At 72.2% G+C, this 23,216-nt stretch carries 16 protein-coding genes; 11 read left to right on the top strand and 5 right to left on the bottom strand.

All coding sequences use genetic code 11. The annotated features are described in order from the left end of the window. The 3 genes from VF746_31060 to VF746_31050 all read right to left on the bottom strand — a co-directional run. On the bottom strand, nucleotides 1–6,643 hold a 6,643-nt coding region (locus VF746_31060; GenBank protein ID HEX8696900.1), incomplete at its 3' end, for an amino acid adenylation domain-containing protein. 779 nt (nucleotides 6,644–7,422) lie between these two features. Next, nucleotides 7,423–8,256: a phytanoyl-CoA dioxygenase family protein gene (locus VF746_31055; GenBank protein ID HEX8696899.1), complete on the bottom strand. Its 834-nt coding sequence runs from the start codon at nucleotides 8,254–8,256 to the stop codon at nucleotides 7,423–7,425. Nucleotides 8,257–9,326: 1,070 nt separating this feature from the next. Continuing rightward, nucleotides 9,327–9,602 carry a hypothetical protein gene (locus tag VF746_31050; protein HEX8696898.1) on the bottom strand — a complete coding sequence of 92 codons (276 nt, stop codon included), beginning with the start codon at nucleotides 9,600–9,602 and terminating at the stop codon, nucleotides 9,327–9,329. A gap of 318 nt (nucleotides 9,603–9,920) precedes the next feature. Between VF746_31050 and VF746_31045 the strand changes: the two genes are divergently transcribed. After that, complete coding sequence (locus VF746_31045) at nucleotides 9,921–11,360, top strand: transposase (protein ID HEX8696897.1); 1,440 nt, start codon at nucleotides 9,921–9,923, stop codon at nucleotides 11,358–11,360. A gap of 271 nt (nucleotides 11,361–11,631) precedes the next feature. Here the strand turns inward: VF746_31045 and VF746_31040 are convergent, their stop codons facing one another. Then, on the bottom strand, nucleotides 11,632–13,266 hold the full coding sequence (locus VF746_31040; GenBank protein HEX8696896.1) for an SDR family NAD(P)-dependent oxidoreductase: 1,635 nt from the start codon (nucleotides 13,264–13,266) through the stop codon (nucleotides 11,632–11,634). 267 nt (nucleotides 13,267–13,533) lie between these two features. On the opposite strand from VF746_31040, the gene VF746_31035 reads away from it, so the two are divergent. From VF746_31035 to argH, 9 genes are all read left to right on the top strand, one after another. Beyond that, entirely contained in the window at nucleotides 13,534–14,001 is a 468-nt protein-coding gene (locus VF746_31035; protein HEX8696895.1) for a hypothetical protein, read from the top strand. After that, nucleotides 13,998–14,273 (top strand): chorismate mutase, encoded by a 276-nt coding sequence (locus VF746_31030; GenBank protein ID HEX8696894.1) that lies wholly within the window; start codon nucleotides 13,998–14,000, stop codon nucleotides 14,271–14,273. Before VF746_31035 ends, VF746_31030 begins: the two co-directional genes overlap by 4 nt. 234 nt (nucleotides 14,274–14,507) lie before the next feature. After that, the gene (locus tag VF746_31025; GenBank protein ID HEX8696893.1) at nucleotides 14,508–14,783 is read left to right on the top strand and encodes a hypothetical protein; all 276 of its coding nucleotides are present in this window, start codon (nucleotides 14,508–14,510) and stop codon (nucleotides 14,781–14,783) included. A 308-nt stretch (nucleotides 14,784–15,091) separates the two neighbouring features. Then, nucleotides 15,092–15,304: an MbtH family protein gene (locus tag VF746_31020; protein HEX8696892.1), complete on the top strand. Its 213-nt coding sequence runs from the start codon at nucleotides 15,092–15,094 to the stop codon at nucleotides 15,302–15,304. 309 nt (nucleotides 15,305–15,613) lie between these two features. Then, entirely contained in the window at nucleotides 15,614–16,639 is a 1,026-nt protein-coding gene (locus VF746_31015) for a hypothetical protein (protein HEX8696891.1), read from the top strand. Nucleotides 16,640–16,647: 8 nt separating this feature from the next. Next, on the top strand, nucleotides 16,648–17,634 hold the full coding sequence (locus VF746_31010; GenBank protein HEX8696890.1) for a hypothetical protein: 987 nt from the start codon (nucleotides 16,648–16,650) through the stop codon (nucleotides 17,632–17,634). Continuing rightward, the gene (locus VF746_31005) at nucleotides 17,631–18,695 is read left to right on the top strand and encodes a cysteine synthase family protein (GenBank protein ID HEX8696889.1); all 1,065 of its coding nucleotides are present in this window, start codon (nucleotides 17,631–17,633) and stop codon (nucleotides 18,693–18,695) included. Before VF746_31010 ends, VF746_31005 begins: the two co-directional genes overlap by 4 nt. Further along, the gene (locus VF746_31000) at nucleotides 18,692–19,987 is read left to right on the top strand and encodes an ATP-grasp domain-containing protein (protein ID HEX8696888.1); all 1,296 of its coding nucleotides are present in this window, start codon (nucleotides 18,692–18,694) and stop codon (nucleotides 19,985–19,987) included. The genes VF746_31005 and VF746_31000 overlap by 4 nt, the downstream gene beginning before the upstream one ends. Further along, complete coding sequence (gene argH / locus VF746_30995; GenBank protein HEX8696887.1) at nucleotides 19,984–21,498, top strand: argininosuccinate lyase; 1,515 nt, start codon at nucleotides 19,984–19,986, stop codon at nucleotides 21,496–21,498. The genes VF746_31000 and argH overlap by 4 nt, the downstream gene beginning before the upstream one ends. A gap of 193 nt (nucleotides 21,499–21,691) precedes the next feature. On the opposite strand, the gene VF746_30990 is transcribed toward argH, so the two are convergent. Beyond that, entirely contained in the window at nucleotides 21,692–22,603 is a 912-nt protein-coding gene (locus VF746_30990) for an ABC transporter ATP-binding protein (protein HEX8696886.1), read from the bottom strand. A 54-nt stretch (nucleotides 22,604–22,657) separates the two neighbouring features. On the opposite strand from VF746_30990, the gene VF746_30985 reads away from it, so the two are divergent. Beyond that, on the top strand, nucleotides 22,658–23,119 hold the full coding sequence (locus VF746_30985) for a hypothetical protein (protein ID HEX8696885.1): 462 nt from the start codon (nucleotides 22,658–22,660) through the stop codon (nucleotides 23,117–23,119). The last annotated feature ends 97 nt before the right edge of the window (nucleotides 23,120–23,216 follow it).

The raw sequence follows: 23,216 nt of genomic DNA, 5'->3' as shown, positions 1-23,216 counted from the left end.
GATCGAACGCCCGCCTCGCCTCCTCGCCGACGCGGCGGCGCACCGCCGCCTCCCGATCCGCCTCGCTCGACAGATCTTCCACCGGGAGGCTGAACCCGCCGAAGGGCACGATCACCTGCACCGGCGAGCCGTCCACCTCCGCGAAGACCGTCCGCAGCGACTCGTGACGCCGGACGATCTCGCTCAGGCTCCGCTCCAGCGCCGCCCCGTCCAGCGCACCGCCCAGACGCCATGCCATGGGGATGTTGTAGACGGCGCTTCCCGGCTCCAGCCGGTCGATGAACCAGAGCCGCTCCTGCGCGAAGGAGAGCGGCAGCGCCCCCGTGCGGTCCGCCGGCACCACCGCCGGCAGCGCCGGGAGATCCGCGCGCCGCATCTCCTCCACGCGCACGGCCAGCTGCGCCACCGTGGGGCGCTCGAAGAGCACCCGCAGCGGCAGCTCCACGCCCAACAGCTCGCGCATCCGCGAGACCACCCGCGTGGCCAGGAGCGAGTGCCCGCCCAGCTCGAAGAAGCCTTCCTCCACCCCCACCCGCTCGCGTCCCAGCACCTCCGCCCAGATCCCCGCCAGCACCTCTTCCACCGGCGTCCGCGGCGCCACGTACGTCTCCTCCGCCGACGCGAGATCCGGCGCGGGGAGCGCCTTGCGATCGAGCTTCCCGTTCGGAGTCAGCGGCAGCGCCTCCAGCGGGACGAACGCGGAGGGGACCATGTACTCCGGCAGGCTCCGCCGCACGTGCGCGCGCAACGCCTCGGCCTCCGCTTCACCCACGATGTACGCCACCAGCCGCCGGTCGCCCGTCTCGTCCTCCCGCGCGACGACGGCGCAGTCCGTAACACCGGGCGCCTGGCGCAGCACCGCCTCGATCTCGCCCGGTTCGATGCGGAAGCCGCGCACCTTCACCTGGAAGTCGGTGCGGCCCAGGTACTCCAGCTCCCCGTCCGGGCGCCGGCGCACACGGTCCATCACCCGGTACATCCGCGCGCCCGGCGCGCCGAACGGGCAGGGGACGAAACGCTCCGCCGTCATCGCGGGACGATTCGCGTAGCCGCGCGACAGGCCGTCGCCGGCGAGGTAGAGCTCGCCGACCACGCCGATCGGTACGGGCTGGAGATGGCGATCGAGGACGTACGCCTGCGTGTTCGCCACCGGCGTGCCGATCAGCACCTGGTCCGCCCCGCGCGGGACGACGTAGTACGTGGAGTAGGTGGTGTCCTCGGTCGGGCCGTAGAGGTTGCCGACCTTCTCCACCGTCCCCAGCCCGTACAGCCCCTGCGCCAGCGCGTTCGGCAGCGCCTCGCCTCCCAGGTTCAGCGTCTTCACGCACGCCGGAATGCCGCCGCTCCTCAGCAGCTCCGCCGCCGCGCTGGGCACCATGCTGGCGTAGACGACGTCTTCACCGAGCGTCGCCAGCTCCAGCGCGTTCTCGGCGATCACCAGCTTTCCGCCCCAGCAGAGGGTGCCGAAGACCTCGGCGACACTGACGTCGAAGTTGATCGACGTGGAGAAGAGGACCGACGAGCGCTCCTCGTCGGTGACGGTCTCGCGCAGCCAGTGCAGCAGGACGACCGTCGAGGAGTGGCGGATCATCACCCCCTTGGGCCTTCCCGTGGAGCCCGAGGTGAAGATCACGTGCGACAGGTTCTCGAGCCCCACGCCGCTCTCCGGCGCCACGTCCGGCCCGGCGTCGATCGTGGCCCGGTCGGCGTCGAGCAGCAGCAGCCCGGCCACGTTCTCCGGCAGGCGATCCGCGAGGGCCGAGTCGGTGATGACCAGCGTGATCGCGGCGTCCTCCTGCATGTATGCCAGGCGCTCGCGAGGGTACGCGGGATCGAGCGGGACGTACGCGCCGCCCGCCTTGAGGATGGCGAGCATGGCGACCACCAGCTCCGGGCCGCGCTCCAGGCAGATGCCCACCCGGGTCTCCGGGCCGACGCCGAGCCGGCGGAGGTGGTTGGCGAGCCGGTTGGCGGCGCGCTCCAGCCCCGCGTAGTCGAGGACCTCGCCCGCGTGCACCAGCGCGGGAGCACGGGGAGTGCGCGCCGCCTGCGCCGCGAACAGCTCGTGGATGCAGCGGTCCGCCGGAACCTCGGCCGCCGTCCGGTTCCACTCCTCCAGCACGAGCGCGCGCTCCGCCTCCCCGAGCAGGTCCAGCCGCGAGAGCCGCGCGTCCGCCTCGGCGGCGACCTGCTCCAGCAGCCGCTCCAGGTGCCCCACCATGCGCAGGGGGGTGTCCGGCTCGAACAGGTCGGTGGCGTAGGTCAGCGTTCCCCGCAGTCCGCTCGCGGTCGCCGCCAGGGACAGGGAGAGATCGAACTTGGCGCCCTCGAGATCCGCTCCGGCTCCGCGTACGCTCAGCCCCGGGAGAGCGCCTCCCTCGCCCTCGGCGTTCTGCAGCGTGAACATCACCTGGAAGATGGGCGCGTGGCTCAAGCTGCGCTCCGGGCGCAGCTCGGCCACCAGCTTCTCGAACGGCACCTCCTGGTGCTCGTACGCGCCCAGCGTCACCTCCCGCACCCGCCGCAGCACGTCGCGGAAGCTCGGATCGCCCGAGAGGTCGGTGCGCAGCACCAGGGTGTTGACGAAGAAGCCGATCAGCTCCTCCACCTCCCGGCGCGTGCGGCCGGCGATGGGGCTGCCTACGACGATGTCCTCGCTCCCGCTGTACTTCGACAGCAGCACCTGGAAGGCGCCCAGCAGCGTCATGTACAGCGTCGCGCCCTCACTCCGCCCCAGCGTCTGCAGCCGCTCCAGCAGCTCGGGGGCGAAGCTCACCGGGACCGTCGCGCCCTGGTACGTCCGCGCCGGGGGACGGGGGCGGTCCGTCGGCAGCTCCAGCAGCTCCGGCGCTCCCGCCAGGCGCTCCGTCCAGTACGAGAGCTGCCGGTCCAGCACCTCGCCCGCCAGCTGCTCGCGCTGCCAGACGGCGTAGTCCGCGTACTGCACGGCCAGCTCGGGGAGCGGAGACTCCCCGCCCGCCAGGTACGCCGCGTACAGCGCGGACAGCTCGCGAAAGAGAACCCCCATGCTCCACTCGTCGCTGACGACGTGGTGCATCGAGAGCAGCAGCACGTGGTCTTCCTCGTCCACCCGCAGCAGCGCCGCGCGGAAGAGCGGGCCCGCCGAGAGGTCGAACGCCCGCCCCGCCTCCTCGCCGGCGCGCCGCCCGACCGCCGCCTCGCGGTCCACCTCGCTCAGCCCCGACAGGTCCTCCACCGGCAGGGCGAAGCCGCCGAAGGGCACCACCACCTGCACCGGCGAGCCATCCACCTCCGCGAAGACCGTCCGCAGCGACTCGTGCCTGCGCACGATCTCGCCCAGCGCGCGCTCCAGCGCCGCCCGGTCCAGCATGCCGCCCAGGCGCCAAGCCACGGGGAGGTTGTACGTGGTGCTCCCCGGCTCCAGCCGGTCCAGGAACCAGAGCCGCTCCTGCGCGAAGGAGAGCGGCAGCGCCCCCGCGCGGTCCGCCGGCACCACCGCCGGCAGCGCCGGGAGATCCGCGCGCCGCATCTCCTCCACGCGCACGGCCAGCTCCGCCACCGTGGGATGCTCGAAGAGCGCCCGCAGCGGCAGCTCCACGCCCAGCAGCTCGCGCATCCGCGAGACCACCCGCGTGGCCAGGAGCGAGTGCCCGCCCAGCTCGAAGAAGCGGTCCTCCACCCCCACCCGCTCCACGCGCAGCACCTCGGCCCAGATCCCCGCCAGCACCTCCTCCACCGGCGCCCGCGGCGCCACGTACCGCTCCTCCGCCGACGCGAGATCCGGAGCCGGCAGCGCCCTGCGGTCCACCTTCCCGTTCGGCGTCACCGGCAGCTGGTCGAGCGACACGAACGCGGACGGCACCATGTACTCCGGCAGGTTGCGCCGCAGGTACCCGCGCAGCTCCGCCGGGTCCGCGCCCCCCACCACGTACGCCACCAGCCGCCGGTCACCGGACCGGTCCTCGCGCGCCACCACCGCGCACCCGTCCACGGCACCGTGGCCGCACAGCACGGCCTCGATCTCCTCCGGCTCGATCCGGAAGCCGCGAACCTTCACCTGCCCGTCCAGCCGGCCGCCGTATTCCAGCGTCCCTTCCGGCAGCCACCGCGCCCGGTCTCCCGTCCGGTACAGCCGCGCGCCCGGCGCGCCGCCGAACGGGTCCGGGACGAAGCGCTCCGCCGTCAGGCCGGGGCGGCCGAGATACCCGCGCGCCACCCCCGCCCCGCCCACGTACAGCTCGCCCGGCACGCCCACCGGCGCCGGCGCCCCCGAGGGCTCCAGCACGTAGACCCGGACGTTCCCCACCGGCCCCCCGATGGAGAGCGCTCCCTCGCCCACGTGGCCCAGGGTCGCCGAGACCGTCGCCTCCGTGGGTCCGTAGGCGTTGACCAGGCCGGCCGCGTCCCCCACGGTGCGGCGCCACTGCGCCACCGCCTCCGGGAGCATCCGCTCCCCCCCGATGACGACCAGGCGCACGCACGCGGGGAGGCTCGCCTCCCCGCGGTCCATCGCCCCCACCAGCTCGTGCCAGTACGCCGTCGGCAGGCCCAGCACGGTGATCCCCCACTCCTCGCACCGCTCGAAGAACCTCGCCGCGCTCCCCAGCATCTCCTCGGTGCGGAGCACCAGCGTCGCTCCGCCCAGCAGCGTGCAGTGGATCTCCTCCGCGCTCGTGTCGAAGCTGAGCGAGGCGAACTGGAGCACCCGGTCCGCGGGCGTGATCCCGAAGTACTCGCGCGCCACCCGGGCGTAGTTGGCGAGCGACCCGTGCTCCACCCCCACGCCCTTGGGCCTGCCGGAGGAGCCGGAGGTGTAGATCACGTAGGCGAGGCTGCGCGCCGACGCGGTCCGGGCGCGGGGCCCCGAGCGCCCGCCCGTCCCGGCATGCGTGTCGGCCCCGTCGACCAGCGCCACCGTGCCACCGAAGTCCGCGAAGCGCCCGGCCAGCGCGGCCTGCGTCAGCACCACCGGCACCCCGGAGTCCTCCAGGAGGTAGGCGATGCGCTCCGCCGGGTAGACGGGGTCGATGGGGACGTATGCGCCGCCCGCCGCGAGGGTCGCCAGCACGGCCACGATCATCTCCGGGCCGCGCTCCAGGCAGATCCCCACGCGCGTCTCCAGGCCGACCCCGAGCGCGTCCAGGCGCAACGCCAGCCGGTCCACGCGCGCGGCGAGATCGGCGTAGGTCAGCCGCTCACCGCCGTGCACCAGCGCCACGGCGCCGGGGGTGCGCGCCGCCTGCTCCTCGAACAGCTCGTGGATGCACCGGTCCGCCGGGTGCTCCGCCGCCGTCCGGTTCCACTCCTCCAGCACGAGCGCGCGCTCGGTCTCCCCGAGCAGGTCCAGCGCCCCCAGCGGGCGCTCGGGATCGGCAGCCATCTCCTCCAGCAGGCGGGCGAAGTGGCCCAGCATCCGGTCCACCGCCGCGGCGTCGAAGAGGTCGGCGTCGTACTGGATGCTCGCGCGGAGCGGCGCCTCGGCGTCCACCCCCAGCACCAGCGGGTATCCCGGATGCTCGCGCATGCTGACGCTCCGCCCCTCCGTTCCCCGGAAGGCGGCTTCGAACGGCAGCGGCTGGTAGCTGACGATCGTGTCGAAAAGGGGGGCGCCCTGCGGGAGGCCGCTCCACCGCTGGAGGTCCGGAAGGGCGGCGTGCTGGTGGGCGCCCAGGGCCGCGTTCCGGGCGGCGACCTCCTCCAGCCAGTCGGCGACGCGCGCTTCGGGCGGGAGGGGGACGCGGAGGGGGACGGTGTTGATGAGCATCCCCACCATCCCCTCCGCGCCCTCCAACCCGGTGGCGCGCCCGTGGCGCACCGTCCCGAACACCGCCTCGGTGCGTCCCGTGTAGCGCCCCAGCAGGAGCGCCCACGCCCCCTGCACCACGGTGTTCACGAACACGCCGCGGTCGCGCTTCAGGGCGCGGAGCGCGGCGTCGGCCGCGGGCGAGAGGCGGAGCTCGCGCGCGCCGAAGTGCGGCTCGCCGCGCGGGTCGCGGGGCGCGCTCCGGATCGGCCGCACAGGAGCCGGCGCTTCGAGGCCCCCGAGGATGCCCGTCCAGTACGCCTCGTCCGCCGCGCCGTCCCGCTCGCGTAGCCACCGTATGTGGTCGCCAAACGGGCGAGGGATGGGCAGTGCGGCCTCCGCGTCGGCGTCGTACAGCGTGAACGCCTCGTCCAGGACCCGCGTGATAGACCACGCGTCGAGCAGGATGTGGTGGAAGCTCCACACCAGCACGTGCTCATCCGCCGCCCCAGGGAAGAGCGCCAGGCGCATGGCCGGTGCCTCCGCCAGGTCGAAGCCGCGGGCACGGTCCTCGGCCAGATAGCCCTCCACCGCCGCTTCCCTGTCGGCGGGCGCGAGCCCCGCGCACTCGCGGCGCGCGATCTCCAGCCGGACCTGGGGGAGCACTTCCTGGACGGGCTCCGGGACATCCATCCAGCGGAAGCGGGTGCGGAGGATGTCGTGCCGCGCCACCACGCGGCGCCACGCCCGCTCCAGCCGCTCCGCGTCCGGCGGCTCGCGGAAGCGGCAGACGACCTGTTGCACGTTGACGCCCGCCCCGGGCGCCAGCAGAGCCCGGAGGAGCATCCCGTGCTGGAGCGAAGTGAGCGGATACCGCTCCTGGATGCCGAGTCCGCCGGCGTCGCCGAGTTCCGTCAAGCTCCCTCCCTCCAGACCCGGGGCGGCGCCCCGGAACGATTCGGGGCATGGTGGACCATTGACATCAGCGACCTGGTTGGGATCGGATCGGGCGACCGGAGCCGCACACCGACCGCGCGAACGGGACGAAGGACGTAAGCAGTACGGCTTCTACGCTACGTACTGGTTTCCGCCATCTGCTTTGGGAGGCTCAGGGGACTCATGTCGGTCCAGACTTCCTCGATGCAGGCGAGGCACTCGTCCTTGCTTCCCGTCTGCCCGCGTGGGGAGGACGTGGACGTGCCTGATCGCGCTCCCCCCACCCGGGCGGCCCGGGCGGAAGGGACCGCAGCCAATCAGGAGGCGGAAAAGGTGGGCGCCGTCTCCGGGCCACCGTGGGCGGCGCGAGTTCGCGGGGTGGGACACCCTCCCGCAGACCGCTGCCACAACGAACGGCAACTCCGGAGCGCGTCGCCAGAGCAGGCCGCCGATGAGCGCGGCCGGCCTCACCGCAAGGCTCCGGATCAGGGAGTACAGGCCGACCGAGCGGACGCGCAGATGCGGCTCGGTGAAGTCGACGATCATCCCCTTGCGCGTCGGCTCTCCGATCTCGCCCTAGACCGCTTGCTGTTGAGACGGGTCCGCGTATGGCGCGCGCGGTGGAGATTCGTTTCGCCGGATCACGATCCAGAGTTCATCCGTCGGAAACTCCGGCAGAACGGCCGATTCGTGATCGCCTCGCGTTCGGCACTCACGTGCGTAATGGGGCAGACCGATGCCCGCACGATGCCAGTTCCGCGTCAGACCGAGGACAGTGGGAGCGCGGAGGCGTGCGCCCCGCTCTCCAGCGGCGCGATGGGCGTGAAGTCGCGGCTGCACAGGAACTCTGGGCGAGGCTTCTCGCGCAGCGGCGGCGTGTTGCTCACCGCGTTGTACGTCACCAGCGCCAGCATCCGGTTGAAGGGCGACATGTTTGGCGCCGACCCGTGCACCACGTTGCCGTCAAAGAAGAGGACGGAACCCGCCGGGCCCTTGGGCGCCACGATGCCGCCCTCGGTCACCAGCTCTGCCAGCGTGTCCTGCTGCACCGTGTAGGAGAGCGCGGCTGCCACGTCCGCCTTCCACGACGGCTCGCTCTCGTCCGCCTGCTTGCGCGCGCGCGGCTCGATCACCCCACCGCGCTGTGAGCCGGGGACGAAGAGAAGCGGCCCGTTGAACTCGTTCACTTCGTCCAGGAAGAGGGCGGCGGTGACCATGTTGTCCGTCGGCACGCCGTCTTCGTTGCGCCAGAAGATGTAGTCCTGGTGCCACTCCCACACCTCGCCCCGGAATGCCAGCTTCGCGTTGATCTTGAACTGGTGGACGTACACCTCGTCGTTCAGAATGCGCTCCGACGGCACCAGCAGCCGCGGGTCGCGCACCATCCGCCCGAAGACGTCGTGCGTGCGGTGCGAGCCGTAGACGGAGCGCACCACCCCGGTCTCCTTCTCCATGACCCGCGCCGGGGAGTCTTCGGCGAAGACGCCGGGGAGCTCATCCTTCATCGCCTTGACCTCGGCCGCGGAGAACACGGCGGGAAGGAGCAGGAACCCGTCGCGCTGGAAGTCATGGATCTGCTCGTCCGTGATGTACATGCTCGTCTCTCTCTCGCGAGAAGTGGGTACTGCTGCGTCTGCCGGATGCGGAGCGGACGATCCCGCCCGCCGGTCCGCGAGGGACCGGCGGGGCTCACGAACGACTGGTCGTAGAGGATGCAGGCCGCACCGCCTGGCCGCCGCGGGGCCAGCACGCCGCAGCCATGGAAAGATGGATCTCCTCACGTGGGCCGCCAAAATTCGCGATTACAGTCACTCTACTCGAACTCTTCCCCCGCGTCAACCTCACCCCCGCTCGCCCGTTGCCGGGGCACGGACCGCGGCTGGGCCGATCGGCCCCGGGTTTTCTGCTCCATGACCCCATCCAGCGCCAGCCAGCGCCACGAATTACGGCACAGTTTCCGGCACAGTCTCATCGGCAGTTCATGCTGGTTCTCGCTGGCCGAAATCCCACCACGCAGCCGGTAACGCCGAAGGCCCGCCCCGAACTACCAGGCGGGCCCTGCTTCCCGCGGGTGCTGGCGTCTCGAACCAGCGCGTTCCTACCGTGACCGAATGGATTCCGGCGCTACCCTCGTTGGCGGATGCTCGCCGGAACGGGTCGAGCCGGTCCACTGGATTCTCCGGGATGCGCTCCTCGCGCCAGGCCCGCCGCAGCATCGCATTGAGGCTGAAGAGATAACCCGCGCGCGTGCCGTCCGAGAGGCCGGTGCGAGGCGAGAACGAATGGCGCCCGCGCCGCAAGGTGGATGCGGCGCGGGCGCAGGAGAGGCAGTCCGTGGCGGAAGAAGATCCTTATCGGCGCGGCTCCTCCGGGATTTCCACGAGGAAGCGGTCGAGCTCGTGGTGGAGGACGTCGTCCCGGGCGGGATCAGGGACGCGCCCGCAGCTCGCAGCCACGACGCGTCCGCCGAGCCGGCGCGCACGGGGTAGTCGCGGCCCAGGTACTCCCAGACCTCGCCGGGCGCGTCGAGCCCGGCGAGGAAGGTCCTGGCTCCCGCGATCGTCTGGGTCGTGAACATCCACTCCAGCGGGTCGAACTCCCCGGGATCGGCGTCCGCGAACAGGGCGGAGGTCAGGTCATCGTCGGACATGGCAGGTGTCGGCCCTCAGGCCCGCAGCGGGCCGGTAAGCAGTTCGGGAGTGTGCGCCAACACGTCCGCGAGCACCGGGTCGAAGTCGCGCAGGAGCGCCGGTTCGTGGGCGGTCCAGTGGCGCAGGAGGTGGGTCGCTCCTTCCGTTCCCAGCCGCACCATCACCAGCCCGGCGAAGTCGAGGGCCCGCTCGGCGTGGTCGGGATCGGGGCAGATCAGCGCGACCCCCCGCGCCATGTCCGCCGGAATTTGCGCCGGCATCGAGCCTTCCCGGGTGTACACGTAGCGCACGTGCACGCCTCCCGACGGCGCGAACCGCACGCTTTCCTCACGCGGAATGCCGCTCCGCCCCATCCTCGCGTGAGATGAGCGCCAAGCTCGCTGTGCACATCGACAGGTCCACGATGCGTGCTCACGCATGCGCGAGACAATCGTCGCGATTCGTGGAGGGCGGGCCGGCTGGTGAACGGGAGCCGAGGCGTATTCTGCGTGGCCAATGGCCAGGATAGATTGCTGGCGCCTTCGCGCCATCGAGCCGATCTTGCGTCGGCCTACTGGTCCGGGGCCCACCCTTGGGTCCGGATTGGGGTCCTACTAACATGGTACTGGATGGCCTCGCTGACGTGCGCGGTCTCGATCGTCTCCGCGCCGGCTAAGTCCTTCTGCCGGGCGACCCTGTTCAACTTCCAGAAGCGGCTGCGCGACGACATGGTAGCCACCGGTCAGGACAAGTTCCAGGCCGTCTTCGACCGGCTCACCGTGGAGCAGCTGGAGCGCTTCGGACTGAAGGGCACGATCCAGCGGTGCGACTCGACCCAGATCGGCTCGAACATCCGCCAGTACACCCGGATCGAGCTGCTGGTAGAGGTGGCGCTGCGGATGTGGCGCGTCCTCGGCGAGGCCGATCAGGCACAGCATGCCGAGCGCTTTGCTCCCTACGTCAGGGCGAAGACCTCGGGGCAGTTCCTCTACCGGCTGCGCAAGAGCGACATCGACGCGACGCTGGAGCGGCTGGGCGAGCTCTACGCCTGGATGGTCGAGGCGCTGCAAGCCGGCTACGGCTCGACCGAGATCCACCACACCGTCCGCCGCGTCTTCGCGGAGCACTTCACGCGCGTCGAGGAGAAGATCGCGCTGCGCCCGCCCGAGGAGATCGGCAGTGATGCGCTGCAGTCGCCCGACGATCCCGACGCCACCTTCCACCGGAAGGACGAGGCGGAGTTTCACGGCTTCGTGCTGCACGCCACCGAGACGGCCGATCCGGAGAACGACCTGCAGCTGATCACGGACGTCGCGGTGGCGCCCAACAACCAGGCCGACAGCCGCATCCTGCACGAGCGGCTGCCGGAGATGCACCAGAAGACCCCCGATCTCCAGGAGCTGCGCCACGACGCCGCGTACGGGAGCGAAGACAACGACCGGCGAGAGGCCGAGCTCGGGATCCAGGCGGTGCAGACCGCGATCCGCGGCCGCGTGGCCCAGGCGCCGATGCAGATCGAGCGCGACGAGGCCGGACTCCTCCAGATTCGCTGTGCGGCGGGGCACGTGGTGCCGGGCCGATCCACCGACAAGCACTACAAGGCCGAGTTTGCGGCCGCGAGCTGCGCCGGGTGCCCATTCGCGGCGTCATGCCTGGCGCAGCGTCGCGCACACGGGGGCCGCACCTTCTACTTCACCGAGGCCGACGTGCTGAAGCAGGCCCGGCAACGCCGGATCGAGACGCTGCCGGAAGAGCGGCGGACGCTGCGGGCCAACGTCGAAGCCACCATCAAGGAGTTCAAGGCCCCGTGCCGGGACGGCAAGCTGCGCACGCGCGGGCTTTGCGCGGCCAGCCGGTACGGCTTCCTGCGTGCGATCGTCAACTTCGGGCGCATCTACCGTCACCTGCAGCGGGTTTCACCCCCGCCCCAGACCTCTGTGCCCGTACCGGCCCTTGCCCGTCGTCTCCCGGTGACGCTACACGGTCTGCTGGCGCCTCTGCGGCGCCTCGTCCGAGCGCTGGGAGGGTGCGGGGGCGATCCGTTTCCCGCTGCCGCCGCATTCGCCTGAAAAGCCGAAGCGGGTAACGTGACTTCTTAGACCGGACTCAATCCTGTTATCCGAACGATTCTCTGCAAAGTGGTATCAACTCAAACAGGAGGGGGCTCCCGGACGTCCTGCGAACACGCTGCTCCTTGATTTCCTGCGAATCGTCGAGGGTCACATCACAACTGTTCGCGTGGCCAGAAACAGGGGGAGCGAAGCAGCGGAGGACCGGTGTCGATCCCTCTGCCTCGTGCGCTCCCTCCGCGTGAGAAAATCCGACGGAGCCCGCGGGTTGCTACATCCGCGCGCCGCCGTCGAGCTCGAGCACACGGCCGGTGAAGAAGCCGCATTCGATGACGAAGCGGAGCGCCAGCCACACCTCGAACGGATCGCCGAAGCGGCCCACGGGGATCCCGGCCAAGAGGCTGGCGCGCGCCTCTTCGGAGATGTTGTCGAGGAGCGGGGTCTGGATCACGCCCGGAGCGATGGAGGCCACGCGGATGCCGTGCGGCGCCAGTTCCAGCGCCCAGGTGCGCGTGGCCGAGTCGAGCCCCGCCTTGCTGGCGCCGTACACCGACTGCCCCGCGTTCCCCGAGCGCGCCAGCGACGAGATGTTCACGATCACGCCCTCACCGCCATTACCTTCGCCGCAGCGCTCCAGCATCGACGCGGCGACCTCGCGCGCGACCAGGAACTGGCCGGTGAGGTTCACGTCGAGCGCCCTGCGCCACTGCGCGGTCGGGAGGCGGCGGATCCAGCCGTCGTCGTCGGCCACCAGCAGGCCGTCCATCAGCACGGCGGCGTTGTTCACCAGCACGTTCACGCCGCCGAACCGCTCGTCGGCGTCGCGGACGAACGCCTTGACTGCGGATTCGTCGGTGATGTCGCCCACCATCGTCTCCACGCGGCCGGGGAGGCCGGCGGATTCGGCGGCCAGCCGTCGCAGCCCGTCACCGTCGATATCCACGGCCGCCACCTTCGCGCCGGCGCGCGCCAGCTCCAGCGCGAAGCGGTAGCCCAGCCCGCTGGCGGCGCCCGTCACCAGCGCCCGCACCTCTCCGATCTGCATCCATCCTCCCGAACGTGAGGGTTGCCGCCATCTCTCCAGCGGCGGAACGGCCGATCGTCGTCTAGACCCCGCACCCCGGCGGCCGAAGCCGCGGCAACACCGGGAAGCCTCGCAAACTGCGCGAGGCCGACCGGCTCGGGCTCGGACTCTGCTCGTCGGGCCGGAGTCCTTCGTCGGACCGGGTTCCGTCCGATCCCCGCGCCGCGATCTTTCCGCCGGGGCCGGCGCGGCGTTCAGTGTTCGAATTCGACGCCCGGCGGCGTGGAGGGTGACGTTACCGGCGCCGGCGAATTGGAACATGGCCGATACACCGATCCCCCATCGGACGCGGTGACCGGGGATCTCGAACGAGTTCCGGCCGTCGGTGAGCGTGGCGTTCTCTCCGCCGACCGAGAGCCCGTCCTGGGTGAACGCCTGGTTGGGATCGTCCCACACGTGGACCGCTTCGAGCGTCACGCCCTCGTCGGCCGTGAACGGCACCGTCGCCCGGCGCAGGCGAGCGCGCACGCCGTCCTCGACTGCCGGCGTCGGAATCGCGAAGTGGACCCGGTAGTGGTTGTGCGCGCCGCGGTACCCGACGCCCCAGCCAAGCCGCAACCCGATCATCGAGGTCCACCGCACCGGAGCCGTGTCGCATCCGCGTGCACGGAGGTCTGCGTACAGCATCTCCGCTTCGTAATAGCGGGAGGCATGGAACAATCGCTCGGCACGCACCAGCCCGCGTACGGTATCGCTCAGCTCGAACGCGAGATCGCGCTGCAGGTCGTCGAGGTTGAACGGGCGCTGCCAGAGATAATCGTGCGCCACCCGAGGCTCGAGCGACTCAGCGCCGTGCGCGAGCACCAGCGCGAACTCGAGCACCTTCCGAGGCTCTCGGACGTTCTCGGGCCAGCCATAGTCGACCAGAATCAGAACTGTATTCGGCCAGCCGCCAGCGCCTCGACTCCAGAGCAAACGCGGGGACCTCGGCCTGAGCGACATCCCCGCCGCTTTCACTTCACATCCTCCTATTCCACCGTGACCGAGTTCGAAAATCCGAGCCAGCGTCAGAGCGACGCCTCGGCTCGAGTGGTTCCCCACGAGGATATCGCGCGCTTCTGCGGCCCCTGGTCGGTGCCGTCGCGGACGGTGAGGCTCGCCGTAGGCGTGTTGGCGTGCCACACCGAATCCCTCCTGGCTCAGGCGCGCGAGCGCGTGGCCGCCTACACGGCCGAGGTGCGCGCCCTGGTTGCGGAACTGGAAGAGAAGCTGCCGCAGCATGAGAAACTTCCGTTCTGGCGCGAGCTGCTGGTCTTCTACGAACGCGCCGCCGTCGGCTGGCACCTGCCCCCGCTCCTCCCGGTGATCGTGGACCCCAGCCACGCCGGCGGCCGCACCGACCTGGTGGCGCCGCTGGCCTACGCGGCCGTGGCGGCGGGCGCCGACGGGCTGATCATCGAGGTACACCCGCGTCCGACGGAGGCGCTCTCCGACGGCGACCAGTCGCTCTCGCCCGAGGCGTTCCTGGCGGTGATGCGCGGGATCCGCCCCTTCGCCGAGGCGGCCGGCCGCGAGCTTCCCATCCCCGCCGACCTGGCGGTGGAGGCGGCCGCGTGAGCGCGCAGGAGCTGGCGCCCCCTGACGAGGACGGCTGGCGCGGCGCGAACCTGGAGGCGATCCGCGACGAGATCGAGCGGATCGACCGCGCGATAATCGCGCTGATCGCCGAGCGGGTGCGGCTGGCGCGCGAGGTGGGGGTGGCCAAGCGCGCCCGCGGCCTCCCGATCCTTGACCCGCGCGCGAGGCAGCCGTCGTCCGCCGCGCGGGGACCCTCGCCCGCGCGGCCGGCCTCCCGGACGACGACGTGCGCTACATCTACTGGCACGTGATCGGCCTCTCCCGCCGCGCGCAGATGGAGGAGTGACGCGGCCGGTCGCCCGGTCTCGCGAGGACCCGGGGGCGCGCGGGCGTGCCTCCGCGTCTTCGCGTCCTCGCGCGAGATCCGTCGCTCCCTGGACCGGAGCGACGGATCCCTCGTCTTCATCTCCCGTCCCCGTCTCCCGTCCCTCATCATCCCTGCGTCCCGGTCCGTACGGACTCCCGAGCGGAGGAGATGGAAGACGATGCGAGCGATCGCGATCACGCTGGCCGTCCTGATGAGCGCGGGGAGCGCGGCGATCCGCCGCAGGTCCAGCGCGCCCCTCCGCGGTCTCGATCATCCGTTGCGGACTGGACACCATGCCTGCCTGGGCATCTTCTCGATCACCGTGCTCCTGGCCGACCAGTTCCAGGTACGCGGCTCCCGCGCACATGCAGCGCCGCTGGTACGAGAAGTCCCTGCCCACCCGGGCGGCGCGGCCCGGCGCCGCACCGGCTCCGCCGCCCGCCGAAACGGTTGAGCATCTCGATTCTCGCGCCTTTCGAGCCATGGCAGCAACGCCGCGCTTGGTGCTGCTGCGGGTTGCGTTTTTCGGCGAATAACGATTAGCTTTTTCCAGACGAACCAGCGACGTTCACCCTGCCGTGTCGAACGTTACGCGCCAGCACACGCACGACTCGCGCCGGAGGGGGACGACGCCTTCCCCATCGAGAACGGGACGGCCGGCGCCCCGGGCCGGAGCCGGGTCGCATCCACGCACGCTCCGGAGCGCTTCCGCGCGACGGCGCCGGGCCGTTCCCGACCACCCTGAACAGCGAGAGGCGAGGCATGCCGACGGACGCGACGGAGGACACCCGCACCTACGTCGTCCTGGTCAACCACGAGGAGCAGTACTCGCTCTGGCTGGCGGACAAGAAGATCCCCCTGGGCTGGTCGGCCGTGGGCGAGCCGGGCTCCAGGGAGGAGTGCCTGGCGTACGTGGAGGAGGTGTGGACCGACATGACGCCGAAGAGCCTGCGGAAGCAGACCCAGGAAGCCTGATCCGGGGGGGCGCCGCGGCGTGCGCGCGGGCCCTCCGCGCCGGCGCCGGAGAGCGTGGGCGACCCGCACTCGCGCCGGTCCCGGTGCCCGGACCGGCGGACGCCCGGCCCGCTCCCGCGCCCGAGAGGGAGCCGCCGAGCCGCGGTCCGGTCGCGTCGCCGCCGCCGGGCCACGGATCCCCCCGGACGACGGCGGCAGGGTCGAGGCCGGGCAGCCCTCCGAAAGGCCGGAGGCCATCGGCGAGGTGCGGGGCTCACGAGAGGGGCGCGGTCGCGCGTCGGACAACCATCACCCAACGGATCGTACGCAATGACGCTGCACGCCGAGCCCGCACCCGGCCTCCGGATCCCGTCCGTCGCCCTTCGCCCGGACGCGGCGCGGACCCGGCACGTCCTCTCCATCCTGGACCTGTCGCCCGAGGAGGTGCTCTACCTGGCCCGGCGCGCGGTGCGGATCAAGCACGCTCCCGCCGCCCCGCAGAGCCTGCGCGGCCGCACGGTGGGCGTCTACTTCCGGAAGACCTCCACCCGCACCCGCGCGAGCTTCGTGGTGGGCGCCGGGCGGCTGGGGGCCACCGTGGCCACCTTCGGCCCCGCCGACCTGCAGACCAACACGGGGGAGACGGCGGAGGACACCGCCCGCACCCTGGCCGGCTACCTGGACGTGCTGGTGATGCGCACCAACGAGAGCGTCGACGAGATGAAGACCTTCGCCGCGCACCCGGGGATGTCGGTGGTCAACGCGCTCTCCTCCGACGAGCACCCCACGCAGGCGCTCGCCGACTTGGCCACCCTCCTGGAGCACTTCGGGCGGCTGGAGGGCCTCGACCTGCTCTACTGCGGCGAGGGGAACAAGACCGCCGCCGCGCTGGCGCTGGCCATGAGCCGCATCCGCGGGACGCGGCTCACCCTGGCCACGCCGGAGGGGTACGGGCTCGACCGGCGGAAGCTGGCCGTCGCGCGGGCGCAGGCCGCCGAGCACGGCGCGACGGTGGAGGAGACGCACGACGCCGCCTCCCTCCCGCGCGGGGTGGACGCGGTCTACACCAGCCGCTGGCAGGAGATGGGGGTGGGGAAGCCGGATCCCGAGTGGCAGACCCTCTTCCGGCCCTTCGCCGTCACCCGGGCGCTGCTGGAGCGGGTGTCGAAGCCGCGTGGGACGGTGTTCCTGCACGACCTCCCCGCCGTACGCGGCGAAGACGTGGACGACGAGGTGCTCGACGGGCCGCGGAGCCTGGCCTGGGTGCAGGCCCAGCACAAGATGTGGAGCGCCATGGCGGTGATGGAGTGGTGCGGCGCGGGCGTCGTGGACGCCGAGATCTCCTCCCCCTCCTGACCCCGGCCATGCAGACCGCAATCCTCCTGGACACCCGCACCGCCCCCGCCGTGGCCGCCACGTACTTCCCGCCGCCCGCAAGCGAGTTCCGCGTGGGGCACGGCGAGATCCACGCGCACCACGGCGAGATCGTGCAGGGGATGTTCTACTCGAGCGACGGGACGGTGGAGCACGGGCTGGTCACCCTCCCGTGCACCCTGTTCCGCACGCACGCCCGCTTCCGTCCGCTGCGCTCGGGGCCGCTCACGGTGGAGCCGGGCGACCGCTCGCGGGCGAAGGCCGCCGCCCGGCTCGCGCTGGACGCGCTGGGGCGCACCGGGTGGGGCGGGGCGATCCGGATCGAGAGCAACGTCCCCGTCCAGTGGGGGTGCGGCTCGTCGACCACCGACGTGCTGGCCACCATCCGCGCGGTGGCCGACGCCTTCGGCGCGGTGCTGGAGCCGGCGTGGATCGCGGGGCTGGCCGTGGCCGCCGAGACCGCGTCGGACTCGCTGATGTTCGGCCACGAGCGGGCGGTGCTCTTCGCGCAGCGCCGCGGCCGCGTGCTGCTGGACCTGGGCGGGCCCCTCCCCGCGGTGCGGGTGCTGGGCTTCAACACCGAGGGCGAGCACGGGGTGGCGACGCTCACCCTTCCGCCCGTCTCCTACACCGCGTGGGAGATCGAGGCCTACCGGGCGATCCTGGGGCTGCTGCGCCGGGCGGTGGAGCGGCAGGACGCCGCGCTGCTGGGCCGGGCGGCCACCGCCAGCACCCTGATCATGCAGCGCCACCGCCCCAAGCGGCACATGCCCGAGCTCCTCCGTCTCGCGCAGGAGGCGGGCGCGCTGGGGGTGCAGGTGGCGCACAGCGGCACCGTGGCCGGCTTCCTCTTCGCGCCCGGCGCCGGGGCCGACGCCCGGATCGAACGTGCGCGGGCCGGCCTCGGCCGGCTGGGGGTGCCCGCGAGCTGGGAGTTCTCCACCGAGCCCGCCCCGCACCCGAAGGATCCCTCGTGAGCGGCCCCGTGATCCACGCCAACTTCGTGGACGCCATCGCGCTCCCCCGCCTCGTCTGGCTCCGCCCCAACCTGATCGGGCTGGCCTTCCCCCTGATGAAGCTGCTCCCGGCGCGCTTCATCGTCCGCAAGGCGCTGGAGGAGGAGGAGCTGCGGCCGGGCGGCCTCATCGCCGAGACCACCTCCGGCACCTTCGGGCTGGCGCTGGCGATGGTGGCGCGGCTCGGCGGCCACCCGCTGACGCTGGTGAGCGACCCGGCCATCGACGCCCCGCTCAAGCGGCGGCTGGAAGACCTGGGCGCCACGGTGCACATCGTCCGCGAGCCGGGGCCCACCGGCGGCTTCCAGCAGGCGCGGCTCGCCATCCTCGAGCGGGTGCTGGCCGAGAGCCCGGGGAGCTTCTGCCCCCGCCAGTACAGCAACCCGCACAACCCGGGGAGCTACGCCCCCTGCGCCGAGCAGCTGGCCCACGCGGCCGGGGCGATCGACTGCCTGATCGGCACCGTGGGGTCGGGCGGGAGCGTGTGCGGGATCTCGTCGTACCTGCGGCTGATCTCCCCCGAGCTCGAGGTGATCGGCGTGGACACGCACCGCAGCGTCCTCTTCGGCCAGTCCGACGCCGGGAGCGGGCGGCTGCTGCGCGGCCTCGGCAACTCGCTGATGCCGCCGAACGTGGACCACACGGCGTTCGACCTGGTGCACTGGGTGGGCGCGGCCGAGGCCTTCCTGGCCACCCGCCGGCTCCACCGCGACCACGCGCTCTTCATGGGCCCCACCAGCGGCGCGGCGTACCTGGTGGCCGAAGGGTGGGCGCGCGAGAACCCCGACCGGCTGGGCGCCGTGATCTTCCCCGACGAAGGGTACCGCTACCAGGACACCGTCTACGACGACGCCTGGCTGGAGGCGAAGGGGGTGCGCCTCGACGTCCTCCCGCAGGAGCCGGTGGAGTGGGAGCACCCCCACGACGGCCATGACCCGTGGGCGTTCTTCCGCTGGGGCCGCCGCTCGTACGCCGAGGTGATGGACCGGCCCGGCGCCGGCCTGAGGCTGGTGCCGGCGTGAGCGCGGCCCCCGCCGGAAAGGCGCTGCTCTTCGTCGAGAGCAACACCAGCGGCACGGGGCGGCTCTTCGCGCGCACCGCGCGGAGCATGGGCTTCCTCCCGGTGCTGATCACCGCCCGGCCCGAGAAATACGCCTACCTCGTCGAGGAGGGCGCGCCGGAGGTGGTCGTGGTCCCGCGCGTCGACGAGGACGAGCTGCACGCGCTGGTCGCCGCGCGCTGGGGCGGAGCCGCCGGGGTGGCCGGGATCACCTCCAGCTCCGAGTACTTCGTCGCCACCGCGGCGGCGCTGGCGGCGCGTTTCGGCCTTCCCGGCCCCGACGCGGCGTCCGTTCGCGCCGCGCGCGACAAGTCGCGGCAGCGCGAGGTGCTGGCCGCCGGCGGCGTCCCCTCCCCCGCCTTCCGCGCCGTCTCCTCGGCGCCCGAGGCCGCGGCGGCCGCGCGCGAGATCGGCTTCCCCGTGGTCCTCAAGCCGGTGGACGGGAGCGGGAGCGTGGGCGTGCGCGCCTGCGCCGATCCGGCGGAAGCCGGGTCCCACGCCGCGCTCCTCTTCGCCTCGGGCGAAAGTGGCGCCCGCGTCCTGGTCGAGTCGTTCGTCGCCGGCGACGAGTTCTCCGTCGAGGTCTTCTCCGGGCGGGTGGTGGGGATCACCCGCAAGCACCTGGGAGATCCGCCCTTCTTCGTCGAGGCGGGGCACGACTACCCGGCCGACGTCCCCGAGGAGGCCGCGTCGGCGCTCATCGACTCGGTGACGCGCGGGACGGCGCTCCTGGGCCTGGGGTGGGGCCCGCTCCACTGGGAGCTGCGGATCGACCGCGAGGGGCGCGCCGTGCCGATGGAGGTCAACCCGCGGCTCGCCGGCGGCTTCATCCCCGAGCTGGTGCGCCACGCCGAGGGGATCGACCTGATCCGCGAGACCCTGCGCCTGGTGGTGGGGCGGGAGCCGGGGCTGGTCCGGGCGCACCGGCGGCACGCCTCCATCCGCTTCCTCTTCGCGCCCGGCGCGGGGCGGCTCGCGGCGATCGACGGGATGTCCAGCGCGCTCGGCCGCCCCGACGTGGTGGAGGTGCGCGCCTACCGCCGCCCCGGCGACGCGCTTGCCGTGCACGGCGACTTCCGCGACCGCATCGGCCACGTGGTCGCCTGCGCCCCGGAGGCCCGCGCCGCCGCCCGCGCCGCCGAGGGCGCCCGCGACACCGTCCGCGTCCGGGTCGACGCGCCCGCGTCCGCGCGCGCGGACGAAGCGGACGAAGCTGCCGCACCGCTGGCGGGCGCGACGGAGGGGGCGGCGTGAGCGAGGACACCGGGCGGATCCGCCGGGCGCTGGACCCGCGCGCGCGCCGGATCGTCTTCGGCGACGACGCCGACCGGGCGATCCGCGACGAGCTCCCGTCCTGCGTCCGCATCGACCGGGCGCACCTGGTGATGCTGGTGGAGCGCGGGATCCTCCCCCCCGGGCGCGGGCGGCGGCTCCTGGCCGCGATGGACCGGCTGGTCGCGGAAGACTACGCGCCGCTGAAGGGGCGCGCGGCGCCACGCGGGCTGTACCTCCTCTACGAGAGCTGGCTGGTCGAGACGCTGGGCGAGGAGACCGGCGGCGCGGTGCACCTCGCCCGCTCGCGCAACGACATCAACGCCACCGTCCTCCGGCTCCGGCTGCGGGAGCCGTACGGCCGGCTGGTCGGCGAGGTGCTCCGCCTGCTGGCCGTCCTGGTCCGCCGCGCCGAGCGCCACGCCGCCACCCTGATGCCGGTCTACACGCACCACCAGGCGGCGCTCCCGGTCACCTTCGGGCACTACCTGGCCGGCGTGGCCCTGGCGCTCCTGCGCGACCTGCACGGGATCGAGGCCGCGGCCGCCGGCCTCGACCGCTGTCCGCTGGGCGCCGGCGCGGCGGGGGGGACCACGGTGCCGATCGACGCGGAGCGGACGGCGGCGCTCCTCGGCTTCGCGGAGGGCGTGCTGCACTCGATCGACGCGGTGGCCTCGCGCGACCTGGTCCTCCGCCTCCTTTCGGCCGCGTCGGTCCTGGGCGTCACGCTCAGCAGGCTGGCGACCGACCTGCAGCTCTGGAGCACGGCGGAGTTCGACCTGGTCGGCTTCCCCGACACCCTGGTCGGCTCCAGCTCGATGATGCCGCAGAAGCGCAACGCCTTCCTCCTGGAGCACGTGCAGGGGCGGGCCGGGGCGCCGCTGGGCGCCTTCACCGCCGCCGCCGTGGCGATGCACGCCACGCCTTTCAGCAACTCGGTCGCCGTCGGCACCGAGGGGGTGCGGCCGCTCTGGGGCGCGCTGGAGGGGGTGACGGAGGCGGTGGTCCTCTCCCGTCTCGTCGTCGCCGGCGCCGAGCCGCGGCCGGAGCGGATGCGCCGGCGGGCGGACGAGGGGTTCACCGCCGCCACCGAGCTGGCCAACCGGCTGGTGCTGGAGACGGGGATGTCGTTCCGCCGGGCGCACCACCGCGTGGGCGAGCGGGTGACGGAGGCGGCCGCGCGCGGAGAGCCGCTGGCGGAGGCGGCCGGCGCCCTCTTCCGCGAGCTGGGGATCGACGCGGACGCGGCCGGCCTGGACCCCGCCGCGGTCGCGGACGCCGCGGCGCACGGCGGCGGGCCGGCCGAGGTCGCGCTGCGCCGCGCCGTGGCCGAGCTGCGGCGCGAGTGGTCGGCCGCCGCCCGCCGGCTCCACGCGCGCCGGGAACGGTGGCGCGAGGGCGACCGCGCCCTGGACGCCGCGGCGGCCAGGGTGGCTGGCGGGCCTGCGCCGGACGACGCGCCGTCCGAGCCGATGGCGGCGCCGGCGGGATGAGGCGGACCGGGCCCCGCACGCGTCCGTGGCGGGAGGGCGGAAGGGAAGCGCGCGGAGAGTCAGAGTTAGCAGAGAAAACCAAGCAGTTCTCTGCTAACTCTGCTGACTCTGCGCGAGGCATTTCTGTTGAATTTCCACTCACGTTTCAAGCGGATTCGGTATCACGCAGAGACGCAGAGGCACAGAGAGAGTGTCAGGTCGCCGGGACGGCGTGCGGGCGGCGCGGGTCTTCCATGCCGCCGCCCTGGAGCTTGCGGTACGCCTCGCTGTCGCGCATCAGCTCCGCGTGCGTTCCCGCGGCCGCCACGCGCCCCGCCGCCACCATCACCACGTGGTCGGCCAGCGCTGCGGTGCTCACGCGGTGCGTCACGAAGATCACCGTCTTCCCCTCCTGGCGCGCGAGCAGGTCGCGCAGGATCAGGCTCTCGGTCTGCATGTCGACGTTGGCCATGGCCTCGTCCAGCAGCAGCACCGGCGCGTCGCGTACCAGCGCGCGCACCAGCGCAATGCGCTGGCGCTGCCCGCCCGACAGGGTGGCGCCCCACTCGCCCACGTGCGTGTCGTAGCCGTCGGGGAGCTCGTCGATGAGCGACTTCAGCCGGCAGAGCCGCACGGCGTCGTCGACGCGCGCCCGCGAGGGCTCCTCGGCGCCGAGCGTCAGGTTGTCCCAGATGGTGCCCTGCACCAGGCTGAACTCCTGCCACACCACCGCCATCTGCCGGCGCAGGTCGGGGATGGAGAGGGAGGTGATCGGCGCGCCGTCCACGCACACCTCGCCCGCGTCAGGCTCCTCCATGCGCAGGATCAGGCGGAGGAGCGAGCTCTTCCCCGCCCCGCTGGGGCCCACGATGGCGGTGATGGCGCCGCGCGGGAAGCAGACGCTCACGTCGTGCAGCACCTCGCGCCCGGCCGAGTAGCCGAAGCACACGCCGCGCATGCTGATCTCGCCCCGCACCACGGTGGCGATGGGCGGCGGCGGCGCATACGCCAGGGCGGGGTCCTGCTCGGGGGGCTGGTCCAGGTGATCGAACATGCGCCCCAGGCCCACCGCACCCCGCTGGAAGTCGGTGAACAGCGTGGTGATCTGCGTGAGCGGGCCGGTCATGTACCCCACGTAGGCGGTGAACGCGACGTAGTCGCCCAGGGAGAACGCGACGTCGTGCTGACGCTGTTTAGAAGAGGGCGGATTGGCAGCGAGAGCCTCGATCGCCAGTTGGACGCGATCCACGACGAGGAAACCGCACTCAAACGCGAGGTTCACGATCTTCGGAGTCGGCTGCGGGCGGCGGAAGAAAGCAACGACCAGGTTAACTCCGCCGACGCCCTGCTTCGCACCTTGAACGAACGGTTGGATGAGACGCTCGATTGGGAAACCCGGCGCGAGCTGATCCAAACCCTGGTTGAGCGAATCACGATTCAGACCGTAGATGCTGATGGACGCCGCGCAGTAAACGTGGTTGCCCGCTACCGGTTCACACTAGTGGCAATTGATAACTGCACGGGCACGCGTGCAGATAACAATTGCTACCTAGAGCAAGTCCACGAAATTACGCAATTCGATCGACCAGCGGCCCTGCGGGTGATACCATTTCGCAGGGAATCGTTCGGGTATCAGCCCTGAAAAGGTCTCACACAGAGGGCACAGAGAACACAGAGGAACAGCGGAAGAGATTGAAGTTCTCTCCGTGTCCTCCGTGTCCTCTGTGTGATGCCAATCT

The sequence above is a fragment of the Longimicrobium sp. genome (assembly GCA_036389795.1).
Lineage (GTDB): Bacteria > Gemmatimonadota > Gemmatimonadetes > Longimicrobiales > Longimicrobiaceae > Longimicrobium.
This window is presented reverse-complemented; position numbering and strand designations above follow the sequence as displayed.